20 protein-coding genes are annotated in these 21,192 nt (G+C 60.2%); 5 read left to right on the top strand and 15 right to left on the bottom strand.

What is annotated here, in order from left to right; translation table 11 throughout:
* On the top strand, positions 1-798 hold a 798-nt coding region (locus tag BMH52_RS23735; RefSeq protein WP_177345105.1), incomplete at its 5' end, for a M10 family metallopeptidase C-terminal domain-containing protein.
* Positions 799-915: 117 nt separating this feature from the next.
* On the opposite strand, the gene BMH52_RS23730 is transcribed toward BMH52_RS23735, so the two are convergent.
* The 9 genes from BMH52_RS23730 to gcl all read right to left on the bottom strand — a co-directional run bounded on the left by BMH52_RS23730 (position 916) and on the right by gcl (position 11,676).
* On the bottom strand, positions 916-2,121 hold the full coding sequence (locus tag BMH52_RS23730) for an MFS transporter (RefSeq protein WP_073845252.1): 1,206 nt from the start codon (positions 2,119-2,121) through the stop codon (positions 916-918).
* Positions 2,122-2,372: 251 nt separating this feature from the next.
* On the bottom strand, positions 2,373-3,374 hold the full coding sequence (locus BMH52_RS23725; protein WP_014717712.1) for a sulfate ABC transporter substrate-binding protein: 1,002 nt from the start codon (positions 3,372-3,374) through the stop codon (positions 2,373-2,375).
* A gap of 93 nt (positions 3,375-3,467) precedes the next feature.
* Positions 3,468-4,292, bottom strand: a complete 825-nt coding sequence (locus BMH52_RS23720; RefSeq protein WP_014717713.1) for an ion transporter — start codon at positions 4,290-4,292, stop codon at positions 3,468-3,470.
* A 31-nt stretch (positions 4,293-4,323) separates the two neighbouring features.
* Positions 4,324-5,199, bottom strand: a complete 876-nt coding sequence (locus BMH52_RS23715) for an urea transporter (protein ID WP_038449570.1) — start codon at positions 5,197-5,199, stop codon at positions 4,324-4,326.
* Between the two features lie 105 nt (positions 5,200-5,304).
* Entirely contained in the window at positions 5,305-6,720 is a 1,416-nt protein-coding gene (gene pyk / locus BMH52_RS23710) for a pyruvate kinase (RefSeq protein ID WP_073845250.1), read from the bottom strand.
* Positions 6,710-7,990, bottom strand: a complete 1,281-nt coding sequence (locus BMH52_RS23705) for a glycerate kinase (RefSeq protein WP_073845248.1) — start codon at positions 7,988-7,990, stop codon at positions 6,710-6,712. Before BMH52_RS23705 ends, pyk begins: the two co-directional genes overlap by 11 nt.
* Positions 7,991-8,147: 157 nt before the next feature.
* A complete protein-coding gene (locus BMH52_RS23700) occupies positions 8,148-9,038 on the bottom strand; it encodes a 2-hydroxy-3-oxopropionate reductase (protein WP_020302585.1) in 891 nt (296 codons plus the stop codon).
* 69 nt (positions 9,039-9,107) lie between these two features.
* Entirely contained in the window at positions 9,108-9,890 is a 783-nt protein-coding gene (gene hyi / locus BMH52_RS23695; RefSeq protein ID WP_003189985.1) for a hydroxypyruvate isomerase, read from the bottom strand.
* Positions 9,891-9,900: 10 nt separating this feature from the next.
* Positions 9,901-11,676 (bottom strand): glyoxylate carboligase, encoded by a 1,776-nt coding sequence (gene gcl, locus BMH52_RS23690; protein ID WP_003189987.1) that lies wholly within the window; start codon positions 11,674-11,676, stop codon positions 9,901-9,903.
* 256 nt (positions 11,677-11,932) lie between these two features.
* Here gcl and BMH52_RS23685 point away from each other — a divergent pair, with 256 nt between their 5' ends.
* Positions 11,933-12,373 (top strand): heme-binding protein, encoded by a 441-nt coding sequence (locus BMH52_RS23685; RefSeq protein ID WP_020302584.1) that lies wholly within the window; start codon positions 11,933-11,935, stop codon positions 12,371-12,373.
* Positions 12,374-12,504: 131 nt separating this feature from the next.
* On the opposite strand, the gene BMH52_RS23680 is transcribed toward BMH52_RS23685, so the two are convergent.
* Complete coding sequence (locus BMH52_RS23680; protein ID WP_014717720.1) at positions 12,505-12,963, bottom strand: transposase; 459 nt, start codon at positions 12,961-12,963, stop codon at positions 12,505-12,507.
* 203 nt (positions 12,964-13,166) lie between these two features.
* Positions 13,167-13,772, bottom strand: a complete 606-nt coding sequence (locus BMH52_RS23675) for a TetR/AcrR family transcriptional regulator (RefSeq protein WP_014717721.1) — start codon at positions 13,770-13,772, stop codon at positions 13,167-13,169.
* A gap of 134 nt (positions 13,773-13,906) precedes the next feature.
* Between BMH52_RS23675 and BMH52_RS23670 the strand changes: the two genes are divergently transcribed.
* A complete protein-coding gene (locus BMH52_RS23670) occupies positions 13,907-14,827 on the top strand; it encodes a DUF808 domain-containing protein (protein ID WP_073845246.1) in 921 nt (306 codons plus the stop codon).
* 70 nt (positions 14,828-14,897) lie between these two features.
* Here the strand turns inward: BMH52_RS23670 and BMH52_RS23665 are convergent, their stop codons facing one another.
* From BMH52_RS23665 to BMH52_RS23655, 3 genes are all read right to left on the bottom strand, one after another.
* Positions 14,898-15,434, bottom strand: coding sequence for a hypothetical protein (locus BMH52_RS23665; RefSeq protein ID WP_072435577.1), 537 nt, complete (start codon positions 15,432-15,434; stop codon positions 14,898-14,900).
* A gap of 209 nt (positions 15,435-15,643) precedes the next feature.
* Positions 15,644-16,432: a VacJ family lipoprotein gene (locus BMH52_RS23660; RefSeq protein WP_014717723.1), complete on the bottom strand. Its 789-nt coding sequence runs from the start codon at positions 16,430-16,432 to the stop codon at positions 15,644-15,646.
* Entirely contained in the window at positions 16,425-17,723 is a 1,299-nt protein-coding gene (locus BMH52_RS23655; protein ID WP_003189995.1) for a serine protein kinase PrkA, read from the bottom strand. Before BMH52_RS23655 ends, BMH52_RS23660 begins: the two co-directional genes overlap by 8 nt.
* A 233-nt stretch (positions 17,724-17,956) precedes the next feature.
* Here BMH52_RS23655 and BMH52_RS23650 point away from each other — a divergent pair, with 233 nt between their 5' ends.
* On the top strand, positions 17,957-18,325 hold the full coding sequence (locus BMH52_RS23650; RefSeq protein WP_014717724.1) for a hypothetical protein: 369 nt from the start codon (positions 17,957-17,959) through the stop codon (positions 18,323-18,325).
* Between the two features lie 106 nt (positions 18,326-18,431).
* Here BMH52_RS23650 and BMH52_RS23645 read toward each other — a convergent pair whose 3' ends face one another.
* A complete protein-coding gene (locus tag BMH52_RS23645; protein WP_072435576.1) occupies positions 18,432-19,985 on the bottom strand; it encodes a glycosyl hydrolase family 17 protein in 1,554 nt (517 codons plus the stop codon).
* A 332-nt stretch (positions 19,986-20,317) separates the two neighbouring features.
* On the opposite strand from BMH52_RS23645, the gene BMH52_RS23640 reads away from it, so the two are divergent.
* The gene (locus tag BMH52_RS23640; protein WP_003233255.1) at positions 20,318-21,169 is read left to right on the top strand and encodes a glycine betaine ABC transporter substrate-binding protein; all 852 of its coding nucleotides are present in this window, start codon (positions 20,318-20,320) and stop codon (positions 21,167-21,169) included.
* The last annotated feature ends 23 nt before the right edge of the window (positions 21,170-21,192 follow it).

Here is a 21,192-nt window from a genome sequence, read left to right as displayed (position 1 = left end):
GTTGATAAGCCCAAGCCCAATGTCGACACCATTCCAGTCGTTGATAATCCCAAGCCCAACATCGACACCATGTCAGTCGTTGATAAGCCCAAGCTCAACGTCGACACCCTGCCAGTCGTTGATAAACCCAAGCAACCCCGTGACACCAGAACCGATGACACCACCTATGGATTCAACTCGAATACTGGCAAGGCGGAAACGACCCTGACGTCCGCGGCCGATAAGCCAGACTTCAACGTATGGGATGAGCGTGGGAACGATACCTTTGATTTCTCTGGCTTCAAGCAGGATCAAATCATCAACTTGCGCGGTGGTTCGTTTTCCAGCGTGGGGGGGATGAAGGAAAACGTCAGGATCGGCGAGAAGACGGTGATCGAAAATGCTGTGGGGGGCCATGGTAACGATCGCATCATCGGTAACAGTGCGGATAATGTGCTCACCGGTGGCGCGGGGGGCGATACGTTGGTGGGCGGCGGCGGTTGGAACACCTTCAAGTTCAACGCCTTTAGCGATTCAACCCTTGCCAATGCCGACTTGTTGTTGGACTTCAACACGGGGCAGGACAAGATCGACCTGTCGCAAATGGTGCTCGACGGCAAGGTAGCGTTGAACTTCGTCGAGAACTATACGGGGGCGGCAGGCGACACCATCATCAAGTTTAATCCGCAAACGGGACGTTACTTGCTGGCGGTCGACCTCGATGGCGATGGCAAGACCGACTTCCTGATCAAAAGCACCCGAATGATCAGTCCAGAAGATGTCATCGGGCTCAACATCAAAGAGGGCAGTTATCTCTAATGCCTTGATCGCGCGCCTTTGACGGGCGCCACTGCTGGAAGCAAGGCGGGGCGGGACTTACTCACGTGTTGATTAAGTCCCGCCCTTTTGTGCGTTTTGAAGTGGCGCACGGGCTCGTCAGGACGCTTGGACGGTGGCCAACGCGGCTTTACGTGCAACGCTCATGAAACGCAACAACGCAACCAGCGCAAATGCACTGCCCACCAGCATGACGGCCAACCAGCCGCCATGTTCATACACGCTGCTGGCAATCGCTGAACCGAACGCACCGCCGATAAAAATGCTGGTCATGTACAGCGCGTTCAGGCGGCTGCGGCTGTTGGCATCGAGGGCGTAGATGGCGCGCTGGCCGAGGACCATATTCATCTGCACGCAGAAGTCCAGAACCACACCGGTGACTGCCAGGCCGATCACGCTGTAAAGCGGGTGTACCAACGCCGGCAGGAAACTCAGCGCGCCAAACAGCATCGCCAGCAACGAGGCGCGGTGGGTATGGCCGGCGTCGGCCAGGCGACCGGCCATGGGCGCGGCGATGGCGCCAAGTGCACCGACCAGGGCAAACAGTGCGATCTCGCTTTGGCTCAGGCCGTGGTGACGCGCCAGTTCCAGTGGTACGGCAGTCCAGAACAGGCTGAAGGCGGCGAACATGCAACCCTGGTAGAACGCCCGCTGGCGCAACAGCGGTTGTTCACGCAACAGGGTGCCCAGGGAGCGCAGCAACTGGCCATAGCTGGCACTGTGATCGGGTTGGCGCTTGGGGATTGTCAGCATCAGCACCACGCTGATGAACGCCATCAGTGCGGCGGCCGCCATGAACATCGCACGCCAGCCGAAGTGATCGGCCACCACGCTCGACACCGGCCGTGCCAGCAGGATGCCCAGCAGCAGGCCGCCCATGATGCTGCCGACCACCCGGCCCCGGGACTCGGCCGGCGCCAGGTGTGCGGCCAGCGGAATCAGGATCTGCACCGAGACGGAACTGAAACCGATCAGCAGCGACACCAGCAGGAACAGGTTCGGCTGTTCGATAAACGCCGCACCCAGCAGGCTGGCGATCGCCACGACGGTGGTGGCGATCATCAGCTTGCGGTTTTCCAGCAGGTCGCCCAGAGGCACCAGGAAAAACAGGCCCAGGGCATAGCCGATTTGCGTGAGGGACACGATCAGGCTGGCCATTGCCGGCGTCAGGCCAATGTCCGGGGCAATCAGCTCGATGATCGGTTGCGCGTAGTAGATGTTGGCGACAATGGCGCCGCAGCAAAACGCGAACAGCATGACCATGCCCCGGGTCATGGTGCCTGCAGCGTGAGAGGTTGCGTTCATGGTGTACTCATAAAGGCGAAGGACGATGGCGTGAGAGAGTAAAGACAAGGCTCGCAAGTGAGTAGGCTGCTTGTGGTGATATCACTTATGCGGGCTGATGATACATTCAGACACATCTGCCCTACGCAAAAAAGTGGGAGCTGGCTTGCCTGCGATGGCGGTGCACCAGTCACCAGAAATATGACTGATAGATCGCTTTCGCAGGCAAGCCAGCTCCCACAGGTTTGACCGAGTTGATTCAGTCAGATGGATTATTGGCCAGAGTAGATCTGGTCAAACACCCCGCCATCATTGAAATGGGTCTTTTGCACTGTGCGCCAGTCGCCGAAGGTCTTCTCCACCGACAGGAAGTCCACCTTGGGGAACCGGTCGGTGTACTTGGCCAGCACCTTAGGGTCCCGTGGGCGCAGGTAATTGTTGGCCGCAATTTCCTGGCCTTCGGGCGACCACAGATACTTGAGGTAGTCCTCAGCCACCGCACGAGTGCCTTTTTTCTCGACCACTTTATCCACCACCGACACCGGCGGTTCGGCTTCGGCGGAGACGCTTGGGTAGACCACTTCGAACTGATCACGGCCAAACTCACGGGCGATCATTTCCGCTTCGTTTTCAAAGGTCACCAACACGTCGCCAATCTGGTTGGTCATGAAGGTGGTGGTGGCGGCGCGGCCACCGGTGTCCAGCACGGGCGCTTGCTTGAACAACTTTCCAACGAAGGTCTTGGCCTTGTCTTCATCGCCGCCGTTCTTCAACACGTAGCCCCAGGCCGACAGGTAGGTGTAGCGGCCGTTGCCCGAGGTCTTCGGGTTGGGCACGATCACTTGCACGCCATCCTTGAGCAGGTCGGGCCAGTCTTTCAACGCCTTGGGGTTGCCTTTGCGCACGATAAAGACTGTGGCTGAGGTGAATGGCGCACTGTTATTCGGCAGGCGTGTCACCCAGTTGTCCGGCACCAGCTTGCCGTTGTCGACCAGGGCATTGATGTCGGTGGCCATGTTCATGGTGATCACATCGGCGGGCAGGCCGTCGATCACCGAGCGCGCCTGTTTGCTGGAGCCGCCGAAGGACATCTGCAACGTCAGCTTGTCGTCCGGGTGCTCGGCTGCCCAATGCTTCTGGAAGGCGGCGTTGTAGTCCTTGTAGAAATCGCGCATCACGTCGTAGGAGACGTTGAGCAGGGTGGTCGCTGCCTGGGCGGAGCCCGCCAGGGCCAGGCCGGCGGCCAGTAGGGAGGCGCTGAGGATTTTTTTCACTGCTCATTCCTTGTTGTTCGAGAAGAGGGAGGCAATTTGCCAGCGACTATAGCCGGGCCTTCATAGAGCTTTAAAGATTAAAAAGAACTTTGCTTATTCCAGTTTGCGAAACAGATTGCTGCCACAGCGCGCACAAAACGCGGCGTTGGGTTCATGGCTGTCCTTCTTGCACACTGGGCAGTCGGTATGCAGCTGTTCGCCGCGCATGGCACTGGCCAGTTCAGCGGTAAAAATACCCGTCGGCACGGCGATGATCGAGTAACCGGTGATCATCACCAGCGATGAAATAACCTGGCCCAGGGGCGTCTTGGGCACGATATCGCCGAAGCCCACGGTGGTCAGGGTGACGATCGCCCAGTAGATGCCCTTGGGGATACTGGTAAAGCCATGTTCCGGGCCTTCGATCACGTACATCAACGTGCCGAACACCGTCACCAGGGTGCACACGCTGACCAGGAACACCACGATCTTCTGCTTGCTGCCGCGCAGCGCCGCCATCAGGTAGTTGGCCTGCTTGAGATACGGGCTGAGCTTGAGCACGCGGAAGATGCGCAGCATGCGGATGATGCGGATGATCAGCAGATACTGGGCGTCGCTGTAGTACAGCGCGAGGATGCCGGGGACGATGGCGAGCAGGTCCACCAAGCCATAAAAGCTGAAGGCATAGCGCAGCGGCTTGGGCGAGCAATACAGGCGCAGGCCGTACTCGATGGCGAAGATCAGCGTGAAACCCCACTCGATATAGGCCAGCACGTCGGCGTAGTTCTGGTGAATTGTGTCGATGCTGTCGAGCATCACGATCACCAGGCTGGCGAGGATGATCAGCAGCAGGATGCCGTCAAAGCGCCGCCCGGCGACGGTGTCGCTTTGGAACACCATGATGTAGAGGCGCTGGCGCCAGTCGTTGTTGCTGTCCATAAACCCTGCCTGAAACGAATATCGAGCAAGCCTAGGGCGATTCGTACGGGCTGTCCATGTGAGGCTTGTGCAGCATTCGCTGACCGGCGCGCACCAGCCAGCACGCGAGGATAAACGGCGCGGTCAGCGCGGGCAGGTGCAGGGCGGCGAAGCCTGGGGTGAGCAGGATGGCCAGGCCGATACCCAGCAGTGGCAACCAAGGCTGGCGACGCGACGAGCACAGGGCCAGGGCGGCCAGCGCGGGGTTATAACTGTGCAGGCCGAGCAGAGCGCCAGTGGCGTCGTTCAACCACAGGCCGGCCAGCATGCCGAGAGTGGCGCCGCCCAAGGCCCACGCGACGGCGCGACGGTCGGCCAGCAGCAAGCCCAAGGCGATCAGCACACCCGCCAGGGGCTGGTCCAGCAGCATGATTTGCCCAAGGCCGGTGAAGGGCGCGGCCAGTATAGCGACAGTGTCGGGCTCGCTCAGCGCAAGGGTGTTCTGCGGGACCTGGCCGAGCAGCAACCAGCCCAGCCCAACAAAGGGCGCGGTGTACGCTGGCAAATCCAGGGGTTGGGTCGCGTGTTTCAACCAGTGCCGGGTGAGGATGGCACTCAAGCCGCCGCACGCCAGGATCAGCGGCGGCACCAGCGCCGACCAGGCAAAGTGCTGGCTGATCAACAGGCCCAGCAATACGCCGTTGTAGCTATACAGCCCGGCCTGGCGCTCGGCCTTGGGATACCCCCGGCGCTGGGCCGTGAGCAACCCCGCGACACCTCCCAGCAAGGCACCGCCGAGCAACGCCGGGGCGCCGATCAGGATCGCCAGCAGGCACAGCAGGCCGCACAGCGGGTGGCGCTGCAGGAAGATTTGGCTGAAGCCGTTGAGCAGGGCTTCGGCCCAGTCGGGGCAGGTTGGGTTGTGCATGTCAGCTCCCTGTAGGAGCGAGCTTGCTCGCGAAAAACCGGAGGGCGCCGCGTGCATTCAGGATACGCGCGTCATCGTTGACGTTCTTCGCGAGCAAGCTCGCTCCTACAGTAGGGTTTCGATACGCAGCGAATTGGTGGACCCCGGCTGCCCGAACGGCACCCCTGCGGTAATCACCAAGGTATCGCCACGCTGCGCCATGCCCTGGGCCTGGGCAATTTCCAGCGCGGTGGAACACACCTCATCCACCTGGCGCAGCCGATCATTGACTACCGAGTGCACGCCCCACGCCACGCTCAGGCGTCGCGCCGTGGACAGGTTGGGCGTGAGGTTGAGAATCGGCGCCACGGGCCGTTCCCGCGCCGCACGCAAGCTGGAACTGCCGGACTCGCTGTAGTTCACCAGCACCGCTACCGGCAGGATGCTGCTGATGCGGCGGATCGCGCAGCTGATGGCGTCCGACACCGTGGCATCTGCCTTGGGCCGGCTGACATCCAACTGTGCCTGGTAGTCTGGGCCGTTTTCCACCTGGCGGATGATCTTGCTCATCATCTGCACCGCTTCCAGCGGGTACTCGCCCGAGGCGGTTTCCGCCGACAGCATCACCGCGTCCGCACCTTCAGCCACCGCATTGGCGACATCGGTGACTTCGGCGCGGGTGGGTGCTGGCGAGAAGCGCATGGATTCGAGCATCTGCGTGGCCACCACCACCGGCTTACCCAGTTGGCGGCAGGTGCTGATGATGTCTTTCTGGATCTGCGGCACGCTCTCGGCCGGCACTTCCACGCCCAAATCACCCCGGGCCACCATGATCGCGTCGCTCAGTTCGGCGATTTCGCGCAGCCGTTGCACCGCTGACGGCTTTTCGATCTTGGCCATCAAAAACGCCTTATCACCAATCAGCTCGCGGGCTTCGCGGATGTCTTCCGGGCGCTGCACAAACGACAGTGCCACCCAGTCCACACCCAGCTCCAGGCCGAAGCTCAGGTCGCGGCGGTCCTTGGCGGTGAGTGGGCTCAGTTCCAACAGCGCTTGTGGGACGTTCACACCTTTACGGTCAGACAGTTCGCCGCCATTGAGCACGGTGGTGTCGATGGCGTCGGCATGCTTGGTGATCACGCGCAGGCGCAGCTTGCCGTCGTCGAGCAGCAGGTCCATGCCCGGCTCCAGGGCCGCGATGATTTCCGGGTGGGGCAGGTTGACCCGGCGTTGGTCCCCCAAAGTTTCATCCAGGTCCAGGCGCAGGGCCTGGCCGCGTACGAGCTGCACCTTGCCTTCGGCAAAGCGTCCCACCCGCAGCTTCGGCCCTTGCAGGTCCATGAGGATGCCGAGCGGGTAGTTGAGCTGGCGCTCGACCTGGCGAATCCACTGGTAGCGCTGGGCATGGTCGGCGTGGTCACCGTGGCTGAAGTTGAGGCGGAAGATATTTACCCCGGCCTCCACCAGCTCGCGGATGTCATCGATACCGTCGGTGGCCGGGCCCAGAGTGGCGAGGATTTTGACCTTCTTGTCAGGCGTCATGGTTGGCAGTCTCAAGGATCAGGATGGCGCGGAAGTCGTTGACGTTGGTGCGCGTCGGCTCGGTGACGATCAAGTCGCCCAGGGCGGCGAAATAGCCGTAGCCGTTGTTGTTGTCCAGCTCATCACTGACCGACAGGCCCAGGGCTTCGGCACGGCGGTAGCTGCAGGGGGTCATGATCGCGCCGGCGTTGTCTTCAGAACCGTCGATGCCATCGGTATCGCCGGCCAGGGCGTACACGCCGGGCAGGCCCTTGAGGCTGTCGGTGAGGCTCAAGAGGAATTCCGCGTTGCGCCCGCCACGGCCGTCGCCGCGTACGGTGACGGTGGTTTCGCCCCCCGAAAGGATCACGCACGGCGCCGCCAGTGGCTGGCCGTGCTGCACGATCTGGCGGGCGATGCCGGCGTGTACCTTGGCCACATCGCGGGCTTCGCCTTCCAGATCACCGAGGATCAGCGGGCTGAAACCGGCCTGGCGCACTTTTACTGCTACCGCTTCCAGGGATTGCTGCGGGCGGGCGATCAATTGGAAGTGGCTGCGGGCAAGCACCGGGTCGCCGGGCTTGACGGTTTCCGAGGCCGGGTTCTGCAACCAACTGCGCACCGAAGCGGGGGAGTCGATGTGGTAACGCTTGAGGATCGCCAGGGCCTGTTGTGAGGTGCTCGGGTCACCGACGGTCGGGCCCGAGGCAATCACCGTGGCCTGGTCGCCCGGTACATCGGAGATCGCGTAGGTGTACACCGTGGCCGGCCACGCAGCCTTGGCCAACCGACCGCCCTTGATCGCCGAGAGGTGCTTGCGCACGCAATTCATCTCGCCAATGGTGGCGCCGGATTTAAGCAGGGCTTTGTTGATGGCTTGCTTGTCCGCCAGGGTGATGCCCTCGGCGGGCAGGGCGAGTAGTGCCGAGCCACCGCCGGAGAGCAGGAAGATCACGCGGTCGTCTTCACCCAGATGGCTGATCAGTTCCAGCACGCGCTGGGCCACGGCCAGGCCGGCCGTATCCGGCACCGGATGGGCGGCTTCGACCACTTCGATTTTTTTGCATGGCGCGCCATGGCCGTAGCGGGTGACCACCAGGCCCGAGACCTCGCCCTGCCAACAGTCTTCGACGACCAGTGCCATGGCGGCCGCGGCTTTGCCGGCGCCGATCACGATCACACGGCCACTGCGGTCGGCAGGCAGGTAGGGTTCAAGGACTTGCCGGGGGTGGGCGGCGTCGATGGCTGTGGCAAACAGCTCGCGAAGCAGGTGTTGCGGATCGACCGACATAAGCGGGCTCCCGGGGGATTCTTGTTATTAGAGGTGCAGCGATCGTTCCCACGCTCTGCGTGGGAATGCAGTCCGGGACGCTCTGCGCCCAAAGCGTGACGCGGAGCGTCACAAGAGGCATTCCCACGCGGAGCGTGGGAACGATCAGCGGTGTGGGTTATTTTTCGCGAATCGAGAAGTTCGCCATATGCTCCAGGCCCTTGATCAGCGCCGAGTGGTCCCAGTTGCCGCCGCCAATTGCCGTGCAGGTGCTGAACACTTGCTGGGTGCCGGCGGTGTTCGGCAGGTTGATCCCCAGTTCCTTGGCACCAGCCAGCGCCAGGTTCAGGTCCTTCTGGTGCAGGTTGATGCGGAAACCCGGATCGAAGGTGCCCTTGATCATGCGCTCGCCGTGCACTTCCAGGATCTTCGACGATGCAAAGCCACCCATCAGCGCTTCACGCACTTTGGCCGGGTCGGCGCCGTTTTTGGAGGCGAACAACAACGCTTCGGCCACCGCCTGGATGTTCAGCGCGACGATGATCTGGTTGGCCACCTTGGCGGTCTGGCCATCGCCATTGCCGCCTACCAGGGTGATGTTTTTGCCCATGCTCTGGAACAGCGGCAACGCGCGTTCGAACGTGTGCGGTTCGCCGCCGACCATGATGCTCAAGGTGCCGGCCTTGGCACCGACTTCACCACCGGACACCGGTGCGTCCAGGTACTGCGCGCCGGCCTGGTTGACCTTGGCGGCGAATGCTTTGGTCGCAGTAGGGGAGATCGAGCTCATGTCGATCACCACCTTGTTCGGTGACAGGCCCGCAGCCACGCCGTCGGCGCGAAACAGCACGTCATCGACTTGAGGGGTGTCGGGCACCATGACGATGATGAACTCGGCTTCCTGGGCCACTTGTTGCGGGTTGGCCAGCGCCACGGCGCCGGCGCTGATCAGTTCAGCCGGAGCCTTGCCGTGATGTTCGGAGAGAAACAGTTGATGGCCTGCTTTCTGCAGGTTGGCGGCCATGGGTTGGCCCATGATGCCGGTGCCGATGAATCCGATTTTAGCCATGATCAAAATCCTCTTTTAATGTGGGAGCTGGCTTGCCAGCTCCCACATTGTTTGGTGTCGTGTCTGTTGTCAGATGGCGTTATGGGTCTTGAGCCAGCCCAAACCCGCCTCGGTGGTGGTCAACGGCTTGTACTCACAGCCGACCCAACCCGCGTAACCAATGCGGTCCAGATGCTCGAACAGGAAGCGGTAGTTGATCTCACCGGTCCCTGGCTCGTTGCGCCCTGGGTTGTCCGCCAGTTGGATGTGGTTGATCTCGCCCAGGTGCGTCGCCATGGTCCGCGCCAGGTCGCCTTCCATGATTTGCATGTGGTAGATGTCGTATTGCAGGAACAGGTTGGCGCTGCCCACTTGCTCGCGAATCGACAGGGCCTGCGCCGTGTTGTTGAGGTAGAAGCCCGGAATGTCGCGGGTGTTGATCATCTCCATCACCAGCTTGATACCCGCCGCCTGCAGCTTCTCGGCGGCGTACTTGAGGTTGGCGACGAAGGTCTTTTCTACGGTCTCGTCATCAACGCCTTGTGGCCGGATACCCGCCAGGCAGTTGACCTGGGTGTTGCCCAAGACCTGGGCATAGGCGATTGCCAGTTTGACCCCGGCACGGAACTCCTCGACCCGGTCCGGGTGGCAAGCCAGGCCGCGCTCGCCCTTGGCCCAGTCACCGGCTGGCAGGTTGAACAGCACCTGGGTCAGGCCGTTGGCGTCCAGCTGCGCCTTGATATCGGCAGAGCTGAATTCATACGGGAACAGGTACTCCACGCCCTGGAAACCGGCATCGGCAGCCGCTTTGAAGCGGGCAAGGAAATCCTGTTCGGTAAACAACATGGACAGGTTGGCAGCAAAGCGCGGCATAGGGTTCTCCTTAATCGAGCAGGGAAATGGCAGTCGGCGCATCGTTGCCGACCAGGGCCAGATCTTCGAATTCATTGACAGCGTTGATCTCGGTGCCCATGGAAATATTGGTCACCCGTTCCAGAATAATCTCAACGATCACGGGCACCTTGAATTCTTCGATCATCTCTTGGGCCCGGCGCAAGGCCGGTTGGATCTGGCCTGGCTCGAACACACGCAGAGCCTTGCAGCCCAAGCCCTCTGCAACCGCCACATGGTCGACGCCATAGCCGTTGAGTTCGGGGGCGTTGAGGTTGTCGAAGGACAGCTGCACGCAGTAGTCCATCTCGAACCCACGCTGGGCCTGACGGATCAGGCCCAGGTAAGAGTTGTTCACTACCACATGGATGTACGGCAGCTTGAACTGCGCGCCCACCGCCAGTTCTTCGATCATGAACTGGAAGTCATAGTCGCCCGACAAGGCCACCACTTTGCGGCTCGGGTCGGCCTTGACCACGCCCAGCGCCGCGGGAATGGTCCAGCCCAGTGGGCCAGCCTGGCCGCAGTTGATCCAGTGGCGTGGCTTGTACACATGCAAGAATTGCGCGCCGGCAATCTGCGACAGGCCGATGGTGCTGACGTAGCAGGTGTCTTTGCCGAACACCTGGTTCATCTCTTCGTACACGCGTTGCGGCTTGACCGGCACATTGTCGAAGTGAGTCTTGCGGTGCAGGGTGGCCTTGCGCTGTTGGCAGTCATGCAACCAGGCACTGCGGTCCTTGAGCTTGCCGGCGGCTTTCCACTCGCGGGCCACTTCAATGAACATCGTCAGCGCGGAGCCGGCGTCAGAAACGATGCCCAGGTCCGGCGTGAACACGCGGCCAATCTGGGTCGGTTCGATGTCGACGTGAATGAATTTACGGCCCTCGGTGTACACCTCGACCGAACCGGTGTGACGGTTGGCCCAGCGGTTGCCGATGCCCAGCACCACGTCCGACTTGAGCATCGTCGCGTTGCCGTAGCGGTGCGAGGTTTGCAGGCCGACCATGCCCACCATCAGCGGGTGGTCGTCCGGGATCGTGCCCCAGCCCATCAGGGTCGGGATCACCGGGATGCCGGTCAGCTCAGCGAACTCCACCAGCAGCTCGCTGGCGTCGGCGTTGATCACGCCACCACCGCTCACCAGCAATGGGCGTTCGGCTGCGTCGAGCAGAGCCAGGGCTTTTTCCACTTGCACACGGGTCGCCAGCGGCTTGGCCAGGGGCAGCGGCTGGTAGGCGTCGATGTCGAATTCGATCTCGGCCATCTGTACGTCGAACGGCAGGTCGATCAACACCGGGCCAGGGCGGCCGGAGCGCATTTCATAGAAGGCTTTCTGGAACGCGTAAGGCACTTGGCCGGGTTCCAGCACCGTGGTTGCCCACTTGGTCACTGGCTTGACGATGCTGGTGATGTCCACGGCCTGGAAGTCTTCCTTGTGCATCCGGGCGCGGGGGGCTTGGCCGGTAATGCACAGGATCGGGATCGAGTCGGCCGAGGCGCTATACAGGCCGGTGACCATGTCGGTACCCGCCGGGCCCGATGTGCCGATGCACACGCCGATATTACCGGCCTTGGTGCGGGTGTAGCCCTCGGCCATGTGCGAGGCGCCTTCAACGTGGCGAGCAAGGACGTGATCGATGCCACCCACCTTCTGCAAGGCCGAATACAGCGGGTTGATCGCGGCGCCTGGGATACCGAAGGCGGTATCCACACCTTCACGGCGCATCACCAGGACGGCGGCTTCGATTGCTCTCATTTTGCTCATTGTTTTGGTGCCTCTTGCGTTTTGTAATTGTATACAAGTGGTGTCTATTCAAAGTGTATTCACGGCGAGCTACGTTGGTCAATGCCTTTCGTGAACTGACCTTTGCGTTCGTCGGAAGCGCTTTTTTCGACGTATGGAGCCTTTGTTGGGAAATATTGTATACAAAAACAAATATCATTGTGTTCTATTTGTGTCATCGAGCATCTGATCAAACAGACCTCACCGCGTTACCCATAACAAGATAAGGACGGCACCTATGAGCGCTTTAACCTTGAAACTCGCCACCCAACTGGCCACCCAGGCCCTTACTGCAGGCCGCACCATTTCGGCTGCGCCACTGACCATCGCCGTGCTCGACAGCGGCGGCCATCTGGTCACCCTGCAACGCGAAGACGGCGCCAGCCTGCTACGCCCGCAAATCGCCATCGGCAAAGCCTGGGGCGCCATTGCCCTGGGCAAGGGTTCACGTTTGCTGGCACTGGACGCCCAACAGCGCCCGGCGTTTATCGCGGCCTTGAACAGTCTGGGGCAGGGCAGCGTCGTGCCGGCACCGGGTGGGGTGTTGATTCGGGATCAGAGCGGCATGGTGCTCGGCGCAATTGGGATCAGCGGGGACACGTCCGATATTGACGAGCAGTGTGCGATCACGGCGATAGAGGGGGTGGGGTTGATGGCGGATGCGGGGGTGTCGGCTTGAATCGTTCTGACTGTGAGTAAGCTATCGCAGGCAAGCCAGCTCCCACATTGGCGGTGTTCACAAATCCAACTGTGTGAATCCAATCAGTGTGGGAGCTGGCTTGCCTGCGATGCAGTCGACTCGGTCTACAGTCAAACCCAAATAGCATCCCACAGCGGATAGTCGCCAAACTTCTTTACCAGCCCAGCCCTGAGTGGATTAGCTACGATGTAGCGTGCAATCCCCTCAAGGCTTTCCTCTCGACGCACGGCATGATCATGAAAGCCCGGCTGCCAGAGGCGACCTTGGCGGCCAGCCACCGCATTCACAATTCGGGTGCTCTTGGACTTCACTTGTCGCATCAAGTCGGCAAGCGAACCTTTCTCCAGAGCAACAAGCCAATGGAAATGATCAGGCATTACTACCCAGGCCAATGAGGTTGCGAGCCCTTTATATTGAACGATTCTGAATTGGTGTACGACCAGACGGCCAAGTCTGAAGTCGCTGAAGATGGGCTCACGTTCAAGGGTGTTGGTGGTGAGCAGGTAAATGCGGTTGGATTCGTTATAGCGGCCGATGCGCAGGCGTTTTGAAGCAGGTAGATCAGGCATTCCTTGGCCTCTCTTCAGATGGTGTTCTGAGAGGCTAGACTGAGGGGCGAAGGCTGATCGGCAGGCTTTTAGCAGGATGTGTCTGGATGGGCGCTATCGCGGGCAAGCCCGCTCCCACAGGGGATTATGACCAATTTACATTTTGTGTCCCGCGCAAATCCGTGTGGGAGCTGGCTTGCCTGCGATAGCCTCTGCGCGGTCTATCAATCCGGCTCACACCCCTTGAGCACCAACCGAATGATCGTCTGCGCCGCCGCCTCATAATCGGCCTCATCCAGCTTGGCCTTGCCGGTTACCGCCGAGATCTGCCAGTCGAAATCGGCATAGGTCTGGGTGGCTGCCCAGATGCTGAACATCAGGTGGTTGGGGTCAATTGCTGCGATCAGGCCACGGTCAACCCAGCTCTGGATGCAGTCGATATTGTGCTTGGCCTGGGCATTGAGCTGTTCAACCTGGTCGGTGCTCAGGTGTGGGGCGCCGTGCATGATTTCGCTGGCGAACACCTTGGAGGCAAACGGCAGGTCGCGGGAGATGCGGATTTTGGAGCGGATGTAGTTGCTCAATACTTCCTTGGGCTCGCCTTCGGGGTTGAACGGCGTGGAGGCGGCCAGGATCGGCTCGATAATGCTTTCGAGCACCTCGCGGTAAAGGTTGTCCTTGGATTTGAAGTAGTAATAGACGTTGGGCTTGGGCAGCCCGGCCTTGGCGGCGATGTCGCTGGTTTTGGTCGCGGCGAAGCCCTTGTCGGCAAACTCCTCGCTCGCCGCCCGCAGGATTTTTTCTTTGTTGCGCTCGCGAATGCTGCTCATAAACCAGACGTTTCCTTGCCATGACAGGCGGTTGCGCATGGTAGCACCGGCCATCCGCAAGCCTCAACAATCTGCCCGCAACGCCTTGCGCCGCGCTATGCTCGCGCCATCTCTCTCTAACGGAAGTTCGGTTCATGGCAGGAAGCAGCTTGTTGGTGTTGATCGACGATATCGCGGCGGTACTCGATGACGTCGCGCTGATGACAAAAATGGCCGCCAAGAAGACATCGGGCGTGCTGGGCGATGACCTTGCACTGAACGCCCAGCAGGTCTCCGGCGTGCGGGCTGAGCGGGAAATTCCCGTGGTGTGGGCGGTGGCCAAGGGCTCGTTTATCAACAAGTTGATCCTGGTGCCGACGGCCCTGTTGATCAGCGCCTTTGCTCCGTGGGCGGTGATACCACTGTTGATGCTTGGCGGTGCCTATCTGTGTTTCGAGGGCTTCGAAAAACTCGCGCACAAATTCCTGCACAGCAAGGCTGAAGATCAAGCCGAACACGCGCAGTTGGCTGAAGCGGTGGCCGATCCGGCAACCGATCTGGTGGCGTTCGAGAAAGACAAGATCAAGGGTGCCATCCGCACCGACTTCATTCTGTCCGCCGAAATCATTGCCATCACCCTCGGCATTGTCGCCGACGCGCAGCTCACACAGCAGGTGATTGTGCTGTCGGGTATCGCCATTGTCATGACCATCGGCGTATATGGATTGGTGGCTGGTATCGTCAAGCTCGACGACCTGGGGCTGTGGCTGACGCAGAAGCCGGGCCAGGTGGCACGCAGTATTGGCGGCGCGATTCTGAGTGCGGCGCCGTACATGATGAAGAGCTTGTCGGTGATCGGCACGGCGGCGATGTTTATGGTCGGTGGTGGCATTCTCACCCATGGCGTGCCCGTGGTGCACCACTGGATCGAGACGGTGAGCCAAAGCACAGGGGCGCTGGCGTGGCTGATGCCGACGTTGCTGAATGCGGTGGTGGGGATTATTGCCGGTGGGGTGGTTCTGGTATTGCTCACCTTAGTGACCAAACTCTGGGCTGTTTTAAAACCCAAACCATAACGTGCCCATGCTCCCTCAAAACAAGCAGTGCCAGGCGGCGCTGCTTGTTTTTCAGCTAACAGCGCTTCACTTAATGAAAGACATCGTAACCGTGATCGGCAAAATTCAGTAGAAGCCTTGCCTCGGAACCCTCGGTCGTCAGATGCTCAGTGGTCAGGCTGTAATAGTACAAACGAGGCAAGGCGCTGCTCATCCCGTTAATCATTTGGTCGCCCACTGTCGAATTGTTTCCTCCTAGGCTATCGATATATTCAAGCACTCGCTCCGCATTCGCGGCGATATCAGCGCGCTCACTGTCGCTGAGGCTGGGATCGTTCCAATTGCCTCCAACCTTATCGTAGAAATCGTCGATCCTGTGTTCTTCAAGCCGCGCTGTATAGGGATTCGTGAATGGATCCAGGTGAGCGGACGTCGGCATTTTATCGGCGGGCAATGGTGTAAGCAGATTGTCGAACAAGGGGTTTTTGGTGATTTCGTCTACGGTCCGATAATCGCCAGCTGCCCGGCCGGTGTTTTCGGTTGGGGCTTGCAGCTTCGGCATACCAAACTGTTGTGTAATGGCGTCTATCAAGCCAGCCGCCAGATTCAAGGTGTTCGGAATGAACATGATGTGTCCTTTTGAAGAAGTTTAATCAGGAATACCTCGGCGGCCTTGGGTGAGCCGCCGGGTCAGTACCTGTGTGTAAACTTTCATTCAAGAGGTTCCACTGTTTTCGCCGTCTGGCGGTGATCAGTGGCTCAAAGTGTGACGATAGATGGCGTTTACAGGATTGAGGCCAAGGCCATTGCGATGACCTTGGCTTTGGTCAATGACGTTTACTCGGCAATCTGCAATTTGCGCGATTCCGTATAGATATACCGCACCTTCTCATACTCGAACGGCGAGTTCATCTGGCCGTAGCGGAAGCTGGTCTGGTAGCGCTTGTCCACGGCGCGCAGGGCCCAGACTTCCGGATGGTTGGAGCTGACTTCGGATACGTTGAGGAAGTTGATCTGCGATTCGGCGCTGTAGTCCACCAGCAAGCCGGTGGTGTCACGCAGGTTCGACGGGCCAAAGATCGGCAACACCACATAGGCGCCGCCCGGTACGCCGTAGAATCCCAGAGTCTGGCCGAAGTCTTCGCTCTGGCGCGGCAGGCCCATGGCGGTAGCCGGGTCCCACAGGCCGGCGATGCCAATGGTGGTATTGACCAGCAGGCGCCCGGTGGTTTCCAGCGAGCGGTGGCCCTTGAGCTGCAACAAGCTGTTCATCAGGTTGGGCACATCGCCCAGATTGTTGAAGAAGTTGCTCACGCCGGTGCGCAGGAAGCTCGGCGTGACGTAGCGGTAACCGTTTACTACCGGCAGGAATACCCACTGGTCGAAGCGATAGTTGAAGTGGTACACGCGGCGGTTCCACGACTCCAGTGGGTCGTAGACGTTAAGCGCGGTGAGCGTGGAGCGTTCGAACTCACGCTGGTCCAAGCCTGGGTTGAACTTGAGCTTGGTCAGCGGCTCCTTGAAGCCGTCGGCATCGACCTTGACGGGTTCTTGGGCCTTGCTGTTGTCGGCATTGGCCACGCCTGCGCACATCAGTGCGGCGAGCAGCAGAAGATATTTAGCCACGGAAGAACTCCAGCATGGCGTCGGCGTTGACGCGGTAATTGAGGTTGCCGCAGTGGCCGCCCAGCGGGTAGACGGTCAAGCGATCGCCGAAAGTTTTACGCAGGAAACCCAGGTCGCCAGGGCCGAGGATCACATCGTCGGCGTTATGCATCACGGCAATTTTCGGGCTGTCGCGCAGGTAGTCCTTGAGGGCGTAGAGGCTGACCTGGTCGATCAGTTGCAGCAGGCTGCCGCCATCGGAACGCGCGCGCCACATCGGGATCACTTGTTCGGTGAGGTAGCAGTCGAAGTCACACTGCAGGGCACGCTTGAGGAACGGCGTGAGGCTGGTGCCTTCGGTGATGGGGTATTTGGGTGGAATGATCAGGCCGCGGCGGTTGATCAAGTCCGAAGTGAACGCAATGTCAGCGGCCGAGAAGCGGAACGAGGTGCCGATCAGCATGGCCATCTGTTCATTGCTCAGGTGCTGCTTGGACTGCTGGAAGTCATAGAGCAAGGCATCGTTGAGGTCGATGTAGCCTTTCTGCTGGAAGTAACGCGTCAGTTTGCTCAGCACCAACTCATAGAAGGTGGTGCTGTTGTTGATGCCCTTGACCTCGGTCTGTACCAGCTTGTCGAGGTTGGTGATCGAGGTGTAGAGGTTGACCGGCGGGTTGAGCAGCAGCACTTTCTTGAAGTTGAAGCTACGGCGGGTCTCATCCAGCTTGCTGACAAACGCCGCATCCAGGGCGCCCAGGCTGTAACCGGTGAGGTAGAAATCAGTCACTGGCAACGAGGCGTTCTGCGCGCGTACGGCTTGCATCACGCGGTACATGTCTTCGGCGTCTTCCTGGGTGATGCCCGGGGTGGCGAAGCGCGAAGCGGCGCTGATGAAATCGAAGCTGGTTGGCGAGGAGAGCTGCACCACATGGTAGCCGGCCTGGTAATACAGCTTTTTCAGGTATTCATTGATGCTGCTATCAAAGCGTGCACCGGTGCCGGCGATCAGGAAGATCAAAGGCGCAGCACGGTCCTGCTTGGCAATGCGGTAAGTGAGTTTCTTCACCGCCCAGAAATTGTCCGGCAGGCTGAACTCGCGCTCGGGGCGCATCGTCAGGGTGTAGTCGGACTGGTTGATCTCGTCATCTGTCGGCAGGGTTGGCCGCAGATCGGGAGGCGTGGTGGCGATGGTTGCTTCGAACGGGTTGGTCAAAGGGTAGCCATAGCTGGCTTGGTCGATATCGACGGCCAGTGCTGACGCACTCAAAAATAGGCTGCCCAGCAAGGCAGCACAGCGCAAGGAACGGAGCATGACTTAATCCCTAAGAGGAACGGGCTGAATGAAGTTCGCAGGCTATGACCACCGCCTTGTCACCGAAGTGCCAGCACTCGGCACGAAAAGTCGGAAAAAACGTCGGAATCGGGGTAATAGTAGCGAGACGATACACTTTGCCATGCTTTGTTGAACAGATATCTGTGCGAACACCTTGCTAACGGCCGCCGTGGGATTAAGCTGGGCGCCGTTTTTGCCTATCGGAGTGCCCCATGTCCCGTCGTTTGCCGTTAATTCTGCTGCTTATTGCCTTGCCGTTATGGCTGGCCGCCAGTTATGCCGCACGCTACGGCTTCATGGAGGATGGGCAGTGGGTTGGCATCTGTGCTGATGAGGCCAGTCGCTGGGAATGCCAGGTGCGTTCGAACCTGGGTTTGATGATCCATTTCAAGCTGCTGGGGTGGGCGGCGTTGATCACCTCGGTGCTGGGCTTTTTTGTACCGGGGCGTGCGGGATGGGCGTTGGCGGTGGTGGGCTTGGTGTTCGGGTTGCCGGCGCTGGCGTTGTACAACACGACGTTTGCGGTGTTTGCGGTGGTGATTGCGGGGTTGCGGTTGGTCAGGAAGCCGCGCGGCGCCTGATGTGGCCTCAGCGCAGGCAAGCCAGCTCCCACATTTGACCGTGCTCACAGATAGAAATGTGTGAACCCAATCAACTGTAGGAGCTGGCTTGCCTGCGATAGCGGTGTTACGCCTTGCGCACTCGCAAGCAACGCCACAAAGCCGCAACCATCAGCACGCTGACCACTGCCCAACCCCAGGCCTGCTGGTTCAACAGCCCTTCACGGTACAACTGCGGCGCAACGCCGGCACCGATGATAAAGGCCAGCAACGCAATCTCCCGACGTGGTCCGGTCACCGGGCGTACCAGGTACACCAGGGCCGGCAACACCAGCGCCGCGCTTGGGAAGCTGCGATAGCGCGGGTCAAACACCAGCGCTAGCATCATCACCGCACCGGCAAACCCGGCGATTGCCATCAGCCAGCCCGCGCGTTGCTCCAGCCAGCTGAACCCGCGCTCACGCCAGCCTTCCCGTGCGCTGAGGGCGAGTGCGGCGTGGGCCAGCACCAGCAAGTTCAACATCACCAGCAAGCCTGCCCATACCCATTCATCGCTGAAGCGCGCGGTAACGCGGGTCAGTTCGGCCCAACTGCCGATGGAGCACGCTGCGACGGCCCCTAGCAACGGCAGTATTAATGCAGAGCGAGTGCTGCGAACGCGGCCGCCGAGCACCAGGGTGCCCAGCAGGATGAGCCCGCCGACGCCCAGCCACAGCCGCCAGTAGGGCACATTGGTCACCGGGCCGGCGAGGATACCTTTGTCCTGACGGTCTGCATCGAACAGCCCCCAGTAACCACCCACAGCCCCTTCACTCGCACGTTTCCATGGCTGGTCAAAGGCTTCGATCAGGTTGTAGCGCCAGCCATTGGCTTCGGCCATGGCCACGAAGCCGCGCATGAACCTGGCCTCATTGACCCGGCTGGGCACGGCGGTTTCGCGCTGTCGGCCTTCGCTGGGCCAGCCGGTTTCGCCGATCACGATGTCCTTGGGCGCGAATTTATGGCCGAAGGTCTGGCGCACATCGCCCACGTGCTTGAGCGCCTGGTCGATGCCGGACGGCTCATCTTCCCAATACGGCAACAGGTGAATGGTCAGGAAGTCCACCGCCGGCCCGATTTCCGGGTGTTGCAACCAGAACTCCCAGACATCGGCATAGGTGACGGGCTGCTTGATCTGGCTTTTAACCTGATGGATCAGCGCCACCAGTTGCTTGGCAGTAACTTCCTTGCGCAGCAGGGCTTCGTTGCCGACGATCACCGAGGTCACTACATCCGGGCTAGCGTTGGCCGCCGCGATCAACTCGTTGATCTCTTTTTCGGTCGCCACAGGGTCGCTGCTGACCCAGGCCCCGGCCATCACTTTCAACCCATGCTTGCGCGCCATGTCCGGCAGGGCCTCCAGGCCGGTCATGGAATAGGTGCGAATGCATTCAAAGCGCGTAGCCAGTAGCGCCAGGTCGGCGTCCATGCGCTCGGGGCGCAGCGTGAACGGTTGGTCGAATGGGGACTGGTCTTTGTCGAACGGTGTGTAGGACGCACATTGCAGCTTATGGCTGGCGCTGGCGACGTCTGGCAACACCACGGGCCGGCCGAGGCCGTACCAGTAGCCGACAAGGGCAAGCATGCCGAGGATCAAGGCAAAGAAATAGGGCAGGGCAGGGAAGCGGGCAGTCGCGGGCATGGTCGGCTTATCTGGGGGAGCAAAGGCGCGCATCTTACCCGGATTTGCCGCAGCCCAGTGCGGCTGCATAATTTTGACATGCAAACTTCGGGCGGGATTCTGGCGATAACGCCTACAAAGCGTCCTGCTGGCGATGTGATGTCGTTTCCTGCTCAACCAAGGTCGCTGACAGAGCAGGGCAAATGCCTACGCAGGTTGAAGATAAAACTGTCAGTACTCCACTGATGCCTCAGCAACCGGATCGATGCGCGTGAAGGGGGCGCGGTGCACCCTATAACAACAGTTTGACGTCGCTCGGCATCCGTCGGGCGCAGCACTTTCGGGGAAGTACTATGAAGATGCGACGACTCTTGGGCGCAGCTGCCACTCTGGTAGTTGCGATGGGCTCCACACTGGCCAGTGCCGACAGCAAGACCCTGAGCATCGGCTACGTGGACGGCTGGTCCGACAGCGTGGCCACCACTCATGTGGCGGCAGAGGTGATCAAGCAAAAACTCGGCTACGACGTAAAACTGCAAGCGGTTGCCACCGGGATCATGTGGCAGGGCGTTGCCACTGGCAAACTCGATGCCATGCTCTCCGCCTGGCTGCCGGTGACCCACGGGGAATACTGGACCAAGAACAAGGACAAGGTGGTCGACTACGGCCCCAACTTCAAGGACGCCAAGATCGGCCTGATCGTGCCGGAGTACGTCAAGGCCAAGTCCATCGAAGACCTCAAGACCGACACCACCTTCAAGAACAAGATCGTCGGCATCGACGCCGGTTCAGGCGTAATGCTCAAGACCGACGAAGCCATCAAGCAATATGGCTTGGACTACAAACTGCAAGCCAGCTCGGGTGCGGCGATGATTGCCGAACTGACCCGCGCCGAAGACAAGCAGGAGTCGATTGCGGTCACCGGTTGGGTACCGCACTGGATGTTCGCCAAGTGGAAACTGCGTTTCCTGGACGACCCAAAAGGGATTTATGGTGCTGCTGAAACCGTCAACAGCATCGGCAGCAAGGGCCTGGAGAAGAAAGCGCCGGAAGTCGCAGCCTTCCTGAAGAAATTCCAGTGGGCCTCCAAGGATGAAATCGGTGAAGTCATGCTGGCGATTCAAGAAGGCGCCAAGCCGGACGCCGCGGCCAAGGACTGGGTAGCCAAGCACCCCGAGCGCGTTGCCGAATGGACCGCTAAATAAAAGCCACCGATGCAACCCTGTGG

Origin of the sequence: Pseudomonas sp. BTN1 (assembly GCF_001907715.1) — a bacterium.
In the GTDB taxonomy this organism is placed as follows: Bacteria; Pseudomonadota; Gammaproteobacteria; order Pseudomonadales; family Pseudomonadaceae; genus Aquipseudomonas; species Aquipseudomonas paracarnis.
Note: the sequence above shows the minus strand (reverse complement) of the source record. Positions and strands in the feature narration are given on the sequence as shown.

Bases quoted from the DNA above. Each gene is read 5' to 3' on its own strand.
- BMH52_RS23730 (WP_073845252.1), bottom strand. From the start codon at position 2,121: ATGAACGCAACCTCTCACGCTGCAGGCACCATGACCCGGGGCATGGTC.
- BMH52_RS23720 (WP_014717713.1), bottom strand. From the start codon at position 4,292: ATGGACAGCAACAACGACTGGCGCCAGCGCCTCTACATCATGGTGTTC.
- BMH52_RS23715 (WP_038449570.1), bottom strand. From the start codon at position 5,199: ATGCACAACCCAACCTGCCCCGACTGGGCCGAAGCCCTGCTCAACGGC.
- pyk (WP_073845250.1), bottom strand. From the start codon at position 6,720: ATGACGCCTGACAAGAAGGTCAAAATCCTCGCCACTCTGGGCCCGGCC.
- BMH52_RS23705 (WP_073845248.1), bottom strand. From the start codon at position 7,990: ATGTCGGTCGATCCGCAACACCTGCTTCGCGAGCTGTTTGCCACAGCC.
- BMH52_RS23700 (WP_020302585.1), bottom strand. From the start codon at position 9,038: ATGGCTAAAATCGGATTCATCGGCACCGGCATCATGGGCCAACCCATG.
- hyi (WP_003189985.1), bottom strand. From the start codon at position 9,890: ATGCCGCGCTTTGCTGCCAACCTGTCCATGTTGTTTACCGAACAGGAT.
- gcl (WP_003189987.1), bottom strand. From the start codon at position 11,676: ATGAGCAAAATGAGAGCAATCGAAGCCGCCGTCCTGGTGATGCGCCGT.
- BMH52_RS23685 (WP_020302584.1), top strand. From the start codon at position 11,933: ATGAGCGCTTTAACCTTGAAACTCGCCACCCAACTGGCCACCCAGGCC.
- BMH52_RS23680 (WP_014717720.1), bottom strand. From the start codon at position 12,963: ATGCCTGATCTACCTGCTTCAAAACGCCTGCGCATCGGCCGCTATAAC.
- BMH52_RS23675 (WP_014717721.1), bottom strand. From the start codon at position 13,772: ATGAGCAGCATTCGCGAGCGCAACAAAGAAAAAATCCTGCGGGCGGCG.
- BMH52_RS23670 (WP_073845246.1), top strand. From the start codon at position 13,907: ATGGCAGGAAGCAGCTTGTTGGTGTTGATCGACGATATCGCGGCGGTA.
- BMH52_RS23665 (WP_072435577.1), bottom strand. From the start codon at position 15,434: ATGTTCATTCCGAACACCTTGAATCTGGCGGCTGGCTTGATAGACGCC.
- BMH52_RS23655 (WP_003189995.1), bottom strand. From the start codon at position 17,723: ATGCTCCGTTCCTTGCGCTGTGCTGCCTTGCTGGGCAGCCTATTTTTG.
- BMH52_RS23650 (WP_014717724.1), top strand. From the start codon at position 17,957: ATGTCCCGTCGTTTGCCGTTAATTCTGCTGCTTATTGCCTTGCCGTTA.
- BMH52_RS23645 (WP_072435576.1), bottom strand. From the start codon at position 19,985: ATGCCCGCGACTGCCCGCTTCCCTGCCCTGCCCTATTTCTTTGCCTTG.
- BMH52_RS23640 (WP_003233255.1), top strand. From the start codon at position 20,318: ATGAAGATGCGACGACTCTTGGGCGCAGCTGCCACTCTGGTAGTTGCG.